Raw genomic sequence first — 8,219 nt, 5'->3', positions numbered from 1 at the left:
CCATCCACCTTGGGCGGCAGCTCCGCCCCGGTGACCGCCACCAGCGCGTCGTCCCGGAACAGCAGTTCCGGCCCCATGAACACGAGCTCCAGGCCGGCGGCACCCGCGTCGTTGCCGACCAGCAGGTTGGCCGCGATCAGCGCTTCCTGGTCCATGGCGCCAGAAAGTGGGATGCCCAGATGGTAGTAGCCCGGCCGGCCCAGGTCCTGGACGGTGGTGGCAAGGCCCGGCTTCTTGACCTCAAACGCCATGGAGCAGGTCCTCCAGCTTGCCGGTATAAGCGCCAGGATCGGTCTTGAACTCGTCGAGCGCGAAGCGGACGTCGCGCATGGTCGGATAGAACTTGTGCGCCTCGACATCGGCGATCGCCGCGTCATAGGCCGCTCGGTCGATCGGCCGGTACTTCACGATGTCGCCTGGGCGGAACAGCACCATGAACTCGCGCAGGTAAGGCGTCTCCTGCCTGGGGTCGTAGATCGGCATCGGCGTGATGCCGAACATCTGGTAGCCGCCCGCTCCGCGCACCGAGTAGATGGCACCAAAGCAGCCGCCATGGCCGACCGTCAGCTTCGGCGTGTCGGTGCGCGGCCGCAGGTACTTGGGCGACTCGATCTGCCTGGCCCGCTCAACCATCTGGTAGAGGAACGGCAATCCTGCGACGAAGCCCACCATCGAGACGAACCAGGGCGCGCCCGAATGGGCCCGGATCAGTTCCTCGTTCGAGGCGTAGCCGTTGATCCGCGCGGTATAGGCGAGGTCGGTCGAATTCGGGTCCTGGTGACGCTCGCGAAACCGCATCAGCGTCTCGTGCGTCCAGGGGTCCTCGTAGAAGACCGGCACCTCGATGATCCGCGTGTCGATCACCGCCTCGGCATGGGCCGCCTGGTCCTCGAGCTTCTTCAGCTCGGCCAGCATGTCGGCCGGCTTGATCACGTCCGGGTCGAACTTGACCTGGAAGGACGCATTCGCCGGGCAGACCTCGGTCACACCCCTGATCTGGCTTTCCCGCACCGCCTTGGTGATCGAGAGCGACTTGAAGAAGGCGTCCAGCGACATCTCTTCGTCGACTTCGACGAAGATGTGCTCGTCGCCGCCATAGGAATAGCGGGTCGCCATGCGTTAGTCCCCCTTGGCCCCGATGCCGAGCGTGCCGGCCCGTTCCTCCAGCCAGCGCTCCAGGAAATTCGTGTCGAACCGGCCGGCCCGCACCTCCGGGTCCGCCGCCAGCGCCTGATGGAGGGCACGCGTGGTCGGCACGCCCTCCACCGCCAGCCCGTCCAGGGCACCCGTCAGGCGCGCCAGCGCCTCCGTGCGATCGGCGCCGTGCACGATCAACTTGCCGAGCAGCGAATCGTAGAAGGGCGGCACCAGGTAGCCCTCGAACAGATGACTGTCGAAGCGCAGCCCCGGGCCTTCCGGCACGCGCAAGGCGCTGATCGTGCCCGGCCCCGGCATGAAGTTGCGCGTGGGATCCTCGGCATTGATCCGGCACTCGATGGCATGGCCGGACAGGCACACCTGGTCCTGCGTGACCGGCAAGGGCTTGCCGCGGGCGATCTCGATCATCGCCGCTACCAGGTCCAGCCCGGTCACCATCTCGCTGACCGGGTGCTCGACCTGGATGCGGGTGTTCATCTCGATGAAATAGAAGGCGCGCCGAGCTTCGTCGTAGAGATATTCGAGCGTGCCCGCCCCCCGGTAGCCGACATGCCTGGCCAGCCGCACCGCCGACGCGCACAGCTCCTCGCGCGTGGCTTCGTCCAGGGAAGGCGAGGGGGCCTCCTCCCAGACCTTCTGCCGCCGCCGCTGCAGCGAGCATTCCCGCTCATAGGCATGGATCGCGTCCCTGCCATCGCCCAGGACCTGCACCTCGACATGCCGTGCCCGGTCGATGAAGGCCTCCAGATAGACGCCGCCATCGCCGAACGCCGCCTTGGCCTCGCCCTGGGCGGTCGAGAGCTGCTGGGCCAGCTCCTCGTCGCTGCGCACGATCCGGATGCCGCGCCCGCCGCCACCGGCCGAGGCCTTGATCAGCAGCGGATAGCCGATCGCCGCCGCGGCCGCCTTGGCGGCCTCCAGCCCCTCGATCCGGCCCTCGCTGCCCGGCACCACCGGCACGCCCGCGGCCGCCGCCGCCTCGCGGGCCTTCACCTTGTCGCCCATGGTCGCGATGGTCTCGGGCTTCGGGCCCACGAACACCATGCCCGCCGCCTCGACCGCTTCGGCGAACGCGGCATTCTCGGCCAGGAATCCGTAGCCCGGATGGACCGCACCGGCCCCGCTGGCCTTGGCCGCCTCGATGATGTTGGGGATCGCGAGATAGGACTTCGCTGCCTGCGCCGGGCCGATCTCGACTGCCTGGTCGGCCAGGCGCACCGGCAGCGAGTCGGCATCCGCCTTGCTGTGCGCCTGGATCACCTTCAGGCCCAGGCCCTTGGCAGCGCGGTTGATGCGGAGCGCTATCTCGCCGCGATTGGCGATCAGGATGGAATCGAAGCTCATCGTCCTAGCCGTCGAGTTCGACGAGCGGCTGGCCCGGCATCACCGCGTCCTCGTCCTCGGCCAGGAACGCGGTGACCGTGCCGGCCTCCTCGGCGACGACCTGGTTGAAGCTCTTCATCACCTCGACGATGCCCACCACGTCGCCCACCGCGACCGTGTCGCCCACTTCCTTGAACGGCGGCTGGTTCGGGGCAGGCTTGCGGTAGAACGTGCCGGGCAGCGGCGAGACGATCTGCTTGGTCGCCATGTCTGGTCTTCTTCTTTGCTCGGGAGTTCGGGGCTTGGGGAATCAGGAAGCGGCCAGCACCTCGGGCAGCGGGACCACCTTGATCCCGGCCCGGTCGAGTGCGGCCCGGATCGCCCTGATCACGTCGTAGGAACCAGGCGTGTCGGAATGGAAGCAGATCGATTCGAACGGGAGCTCGATGGTCTCGCCATCCACCGTCTCGACCGTGCCTTCCTGGCAGGCCTTCACCACGCGCGCCGCCAGCGCCTCGGGGTCCGGCCGCTGTGCCGAGCGCACGAACACGATCCGCCCGGAGCGGTCATAGGCGCGGTCGGCATAGAACTCGCGCACATAGGGCTGCCCCTTTTCCTGCGCGATCTTGCAGGTTACCGCCGCATGCATGCCATAGGCCGGCAGGTCGGGGGCCAGCTCGCGCAACATGTCGATGAACGCATGGGAGAGCGCCTCGTCGACCGCCGAATCGACCGCGAGCCCGCCATGCAGCTTCACGTGCTGGATCGGCACCTTGTGCCGCCGGGCGAACGCCTCGACCGCGCCCATCTGGTAGACGATGTCGTTGACCAGCTCGGCAGGCGGCGCCTTGATCGTCCGCCGCCCGAAGCCCTGCAGGTCGCCATAGCCCGGGTGCGAGCCCAGCCCCACGCCATGCTGCTTGGCCAGCTGCACCGAGCGGTCGATATGGTTGGGGTCGCCGGCATGGAATCCGGCCGCGACATTGGCGCTGGTGATGAGCGGGTACAGCAGCGCGTCGTCGGTCTCGCCGAGCCGCCACTGGCCGAACGCCTCGCCCATGTCGCAATTGATGTCGATCTTGCTGCGATAGGTCATGGCGCCCTCCCATGCACGGCCCGTGCCGGACAGGCCGGCGCTTCCCGAAGATGGCCCTGCCGCGCCGCCGGGCGCAACTGGCTGCACCGGGTGGCGCGCGGACTGCCAATGGCGTGAGCACGATGCGCAAGGTTCGGGCATGGTCAAGATGCCTGTGGCGCCGCCGGCATCGCCATGGCTGGCGGCCCGCCGCCGCTTGGGGCAGGTTCCGCGCGACCTTGCCAGGCCGGAGCCATGCCTTGACCCTGCGTCCGCTGTTCCCCCACCGGGAGTTCGCCGCCTTCCTGTTCGACATGGACGGGACGGTGCTCAGCTCGATCGCTGCCGCAGAGCGGGTCTGGGGGAGGTGGGCGCGCCGCCACGGGCTCGATGTCGAGGCCTTCCTGCCGACCATGCACGGCAAGCGCGCGGTGGACACGATCCGGCGGCTGAACCTGCCCGGCGTCGATCCCGAGGTCGAGGCGGACTGGATCACTAAGGCCGAGATCGAGGATGTCGGCGGCGTTCACGCGATCGACGGTGCCGCCACCTTCCTGGCGGCCCTCCCGCCCGAGCGCTGGACGATCGTCACCTCCTCGCCCCTGCCGCTGGCGAGGCGACGCCTGGAAGCCGCCGGCCTGTCCGCCCCGCCGCGCATGGTGACGGCCGAGGACATCACACAGGGCAAGCCCGCCCCCGACTGCTTCCTGCTCGGCGCGGAGCGACTGGGCTTTCCCGCCCGCGACTGCCTGGTGTTCGAGGACGCCCCGGCCGGAATCGAAGCGGCCGAGGCGGCCGGTGCCGCCGTGGTCGTGATCACGGCCACGCACACCCATCCCGCCGCGACCGCTCATCCAGCCGTGCCAGGCTTCGACGGTCTGCGCGCCGAGACGACGCCGTCTGGTGCTCTGCAACTCGTGGCGGCTGTCTAGGCAGCCATCCGGTGCCACGGCCGGGCAAGTTCCGGCCGTGGCACCGGACCAAAGACATACAGAATACTTGCCGGGCGACCTGTCCTGCCCGTTCCCAGGGCACATTCATGTGCAGGGCGCCCGGTGCGCATCAGGCTGGCAACAGGTCGATCACGCGCATGACCGCTGCGACGGTACCCTTGTTGATGGCTGCTTCGTGCGTGCCTTTCCCGCAAGAATAGACGTCGCCATCCTTGCACGTGAACTTCATGTCTCCCTGGGTGATCTCCAGCTCCCCTTCGATCACGGTGCAGACCATGTCGTTGGGCATGGCCTCGTCTGGCCAAGTCGAGCCAGGCTGGAACACCGTATCCGACAGCTGAATGGCCGTGTAGGCCGGGATCATGGAGGCCCGCTTGCCAAGCATGATGACCCGTACGCCTGGATGATACTCCTTGCCTTCGTCTGGCCCATACATGGCGGCTGCAGCTGGACGGGCCAGAGCATTCAGGGGCGTCGCTGCGGCTACTGTCAGACCGAGTGCGAGCGCAGACCTCCGACTAGTGTCGTTCATGATGGTCCTCCTCCCTGTTCGCATGCAGGATGCAGGCGAATAGAGAAATCCATACTCAGTTGATCGGAGTGTCAAGGCGATGGATGGGTGGGGGCGAGGACGAGCGGTTCTGTCATTCGCGCGGCCAAGCCTTCTGCCGGACCCGAAAGCCGTGATCACGGCGGCTGACTTGGCCGCCGTCTGCCGCTAACTCCGTTCATGGCACGAAGGTTGCCGGGATACCGGCCAGCGCCACGAGGGGGGATCTCCGAAGAATGACCACGGGCCAGAGCCTGCGCATCGCCGTCGATATCGGCGGCACGTTCACCGACATCTGCATCCTGAACGAGAAGACCCGCGAGCTGCGGGTGGTGAAGACACCTTCCACGCCCGATCCGATCGACGGCGTGCTCAAGGGGGTGAAGGACGCCGGCATCGACCTCGCCGATGTCGCCCTGTTCTCCCACGGCACCACGGTGGCCACCAACGCGCTGATCACGCGCCGCCTGCCGCCCGCCGCCATGGTCTGCACCGCGGGCTTCCGCGACGTGATCGAGATCCGCCGCGCTAACAAGGAAGACCTCTGGGACGTCTACAAGGACGTGGCCCGGCCCTATATCCGCCGCCGCGACCGGCTGACCGTGCCGGAGCGGATCGACGCGGATGGCAACGTGGTGACGCCGCTGGACGAGGCTGCGGTGCGCGAGGTCGCCCGCGTGCTGCGCGCCCGCAAGGTCCAGGCGGTGGCGGTATGCTTCATCAACGCCTTCGTCAACTCGAGCCATGAGCAGCGTGCCCGGCAGATCCTGGAAGAGGAACTGCCCGGCGTCGCGGTCTCGACCTCGTCCGACGTGCTGCCCGAGATCTTCGAGCACGAGCGCTTCTCCACCACCGTGGTCAACGCGATCCTGCGCCCGGTCGTGGGCAACTATATCGGCCGCCTGAGTGACCGGCTGAAGGAAGGCGGGCTGAAGAGCGACCTGCTCCTGCTCCATTCCGGCGGCGGCGTGATGACCGCGGCCACCGCCAAGGACTATGCCGGCCGTCTCGCCGGCTCGGGCATCGCCGCGGGGGCCATCGCCAGCCGCCACATCGCCATGCTGTGCGGCTACCGCAACTCGATCGGCGTCGACATGGGCGGTACGAGCGCCGACGTGTCGCTGGTCTGGGACGGGGTCAGCCGGGTCACCAAGGACTGGCACATCCAGTTCGGCTACCCGATCCGCTTCCCGTCCATCGAGGTGTTGACCATTGGTGCCGGCGGCGGCTCGCTCGCCTGGATCGATGCCGCGGGTGCTTTGCACAACGGCCCGCAATCGGCCGGCGCCAATCCCGGTCCCTGCTGCTACGGCAACGGCAACACCGTGCCGACCAACACCGATGCCAGCGTGACGCTGGGCCGGCTCGGCACCGAGCTCGCCGGCGGCGAGATTCATCTGGACAAGCAGCTGGCGGTCACCGCGGTCGAGACCGGCGTCGCCCAGCCGCTCAAGCTGTCCACCAACGAGGCCGCCAAGGCGATCCTGAGCGTCGCCAACGCCAACATGGCCGATGCGGTGCGCCTGATCTCGATCAGCCGCGGCTACGACCCGCGCGACTTCGCCCTGGTGGCATTCGGCGGTGCCGGTGCGCTCCACGGCGTGGCGCTGGCCAAGGAGCTCTCCATCCCGACCGTGATCGTGCCGCCGAACCCGGGCGTCACCTCGGCACTGGGCTGCCTGCTCGTCGACATCCGCCACGACCTGGCCCAGAGCTATCTGGTCCCGGCCGCCAAGGCCGATACCGCCGACATCGAGGCGCGATTCGCCGCCCTGGAGGCGGAGGCGCGCGACCTCCTAGCCCGCGACGGCGTGCCGGAGGACGGCATGACGCTCACCCGCTCGATCGACATGATGTACCAGGGCCAGTGGCGCTCGCTGAGCGTGCCGGTCCCGTCGCCGATCGGTGCCATCGAGGATGCGGTCAAGGCGTTCCACGCTCTGCACGAGCGCGAGTATAATTTTCGCCGCGACGAGGCGCCGGTCGGGCTGTACCGCCTGAACCTGGTGGCGGTCGGCACCACGCCCAAGGCCAACCTTGCCGAGCATGAGCCGGGCGGCGGCCTGCCCGAGCCGCGGTCGCGCCGTCCGGTCGACTTCGACGAGACCGACGCTCCGGTCGACACGCCGGTTTACTGGCGCCCGGACCTGCCAGCGGGCCTCGACGTCCCTGGCCCGGCGATCATCGACCAGCTCGATTCCACCACCGTCGTCCCGCCCGGCGTGACTGCCCATGTCGACAAGTGGCTGAACCTCATCCTGAAGATCCAGGAGGCCTGATCCATGAACGAGTTCGGCTCCCTTCATCCCGTCACCTTCGAGGTGCTGAAGAATGCCTTCATCACCACCGTTGACCAGATGGGCGAGCAGGTCCTGCGCACCTGCTACTCGTTCGTGATCTTCAACCGCGACTTCTCCAGCGCGTTGAACGACGCCAACGGCGACTCGATCGCGCAGGGCAATTTCGACATCGCCGTCCATGTCGGCACGCTACACTACACCGCCAAGGACGCGATCCGGGTCTTCAAGGACGAGATGAAGCCTGGGGACGTGTACATGGTGAACGACCCCTATGCGGGCGGCACCCATTTTTCCGACGTGCGCGTGATCCGGCCGATCTTCGTCGGTGACGAGGTGATCGCGCACGCTCAGTCGAACGGCCACTGGTCGGACGTGGGCGGCAGCGTGCCCGGCTCCTTCGACGTGTCCGCCCGGGACATGTTCCGGGAGGGCATCCGGATCACGCCGGTGCGCATCTATGACGGCGGCCGGTTCTGCCACGACGTCGCCAACATGATCGCCGCCAACACCCGCGACCCGGCATCCGTGATCGGTGACATGCACGCCCAGGCGGAGGCCACCCGTGTCGCGGAGCGCGAGATTCTGCGGCTGGTCGACAAGTACGGAAAGGACACCGTGCTTGAAGGCTTCCGCGAGGTGCAGAACTACGTGGAGCGCGCGACGCGCCAGCGCATCGCCGCCCTGCCGGACGGCTCCTGGGAGACGGTCGACTATATCGACCGCGATCCCGCCGGCGGCGAGGGCATGATCCCGATCAAGGTGAAGCTCACCATCAAGGGCGACGAGGTCATCTACGACTTCACCGGCTCGCATCCCTGCATCGGCACGCTCTACAACTCGGCCTTCGGCTCGACGTTCTC

At 67.8% G+C, this 8,219-nt stretch carries 8 protein-coding genes and 1 pseudogene; 3 read left to right on the top strand and 6 right to left on the bottom strand.

What is annotated here, in order from left to right; translation table 11 throughout:
* The 5 genes and pseudogenes from EQG76_RS19305 to EQG76_RS19285 form a co-directional block, all read right to left on the bottom strand.
* Positions 1 to 251, bottom strand: a pseudogene (locus tag EQG76_RS19305) (allophanate hydrolase); the annotation flags it as partial.
* Complete coding sequence (locus tag EQG76_RS19300) at positions 241 to 1,116, bottom strand: 5-oxoprolinase subunit B family protein (RefSeq protein WP_159715984.1); 876 nt, start codon at positions 1,114 to 1,116, stop codon at positions 241 to 243. The gene EQG76_RS19300 and the pseudogene EQG76_RS19305, both read right to left, overlap by 11 nt.
* A gap of 3 nt (positions 1,117 to 1,119) precedes the next feature.
* Positions 1,120 to 2,502 carry an acetyl-CoA carboxylase biotin carboxylase subunit gene (locus EQG76_RS19295; protein ID WP_159715983.1) on the bottom strand — a complete coding sequence of 461 codons (1,383 nt, stop codon included), beginning with the start codon at positions 2,500 to 2,502 and terminating at the stop codon, positions 1,120 to 1,122.
* 4 nt (positions 2,503 to 2,506) lie between these two features.
* On the bottom strand, positions 2,507 to 2,749 hold the full coding sequence (locus EQG76_RS19290; protein ID WP_159715982.1) for an acetyl-CoA carboxylase: 243 nt from the start codon (positions 2,747 to 2,749) through the stop codon (positions 2,507 to 2,509).
* 42 nt (positions 2,750 to 2,791) lie between these two features.
* Entirely contained in the window at positions 2,792 to 3,577 is a 786-nt protein-coding gene (locus EQG76_RS19285; RefSeq protein WP_159715981.1) for a 5-oxoprolinase subunit PxpA, read from the bottom strand.
* Between the two features lie 239 nt (positions 3,578 to 3,816).
* Here EQG76_RS19285 and EQG76_RS19280 point away from each other — a divergent pair, with 239 nt between their 5' ends.
* On the top strand, positions 3,817 to 4,488 hold the full coding sequence (locus EQG76_RS19280; RefSeq protein WP_200840947.1) for an HAD-IA family hydrolase: 672 nt from the start codon (positions 3,817 to 3,819) through the stop codon (positions 4,486 to 4,488).
* 130 nt (positions 4,489 to 4,618) lie between these two features.
* Here EQG76_RS19280 and EQG76_RS19275 read toward each other — a convergent pair whose 3' ends face one another.
* A complete protein-coding gene (locus EQG76_RS19275; protein ID WP_159715980.1) occupies positions 4,619 to 5,041 on the bottom strand; it encodes a cupin domain-containing protein in 423 nt (140 codons plus the stop codon).
* Positions 5,042 to 5,295: 254 nt separating this feature from the next.
* On the opposite strand from EQG76_RS19275, the gene EQG76_RS19270 reads away from it, so the two are divergent.
* Both EQG76_RS19270 and EQG76_RS19265 read left to right on the top strand, forming a co-directional pair.
* Positions 5,296 to 7,338 (top strand): hydantoinase/oxoprolinase family protein, encoded by a 2,043-nt coding sequence (locus tag EQG76_RS19270; RefSeq protein ID WP_159715979.1) that lies wholly within the window; start codon positions 5,296 to 5,298, stop codon positions 7,336 to 7,338.
* A gap of 3 nt (positions 7,339 to 7,341) precedes the next feature.
* On the top strand, positions 7,342 to 8,219 hold an 878-nt coding region (locus EQG76_RS19265; RefSeq protein ID WP_200840946.1), incomplete at its 3' end, for a hydantoinase B/oxoprolinase family protein.

Source organism: Geminicoccus flavidas (assembly GCF_009806515.1).
In the GTDB taxonomy this organism is placed as follows: domain Bacteria; phylum Pseudomonadota; class Alphaproteobacteria; order Geminicoccales; family Geminicoccaceae; genus Geminicoccus; species Geminicoccus flavidus.
The sequence above is the reverse complement of the archived record's forward strand: the minus strand, read 5'-3'. Positions and strand labels throughout refer to the sequence as shown.

Excerpts from the sequence above, each read along its gene's own strand:
- EQG76_RS19275 (WP_159715980.1), bottom strand. The coding sequence starts at position 5,041 with ATGAACGACACTAGTCGGAGGTCTGCGCTCGCACTCGGTCTGACAGTA.
- EQG76_RS19300 (WP_159715984.1), bottom strand. The coding sequence starts at position 1,116 with ATGGCGACCCGCTATTCCTATGGCGGCGACGAGCACATCTTCGTCGAA.
- EQG76_RS19295 (WP_159715983.1), bottom strand. The coding sequence starts at position 2,502 with ATGAGCTTCGATTCCATCCTGATCGCCAATCGCGGCGAGATAGCGCTC.
- EQG76_RS19270 (WP_159715979.1), top strand. The coding sequence starts at position 5,296 with ATGACCACGGGCCAGAGCCTGCGCATCGCCGTCGATATCGGCGGCACG.
- EQG76_RS19285 (WP_159715981.1), bottom strand. The coding sequence starts at position 3,577 with ATGACCTATCGCAGCAAGATCGACATCAATTGCGACATGGGCGAGGCG.
- EQG76_RS19290 (WP_159715982.1), bottom strand. The coding sequence starts at position 2,749 with ATGGCGACCAAGCAGATCGTCTCGCCGCTGCCCGGCACGTTCTACCGC.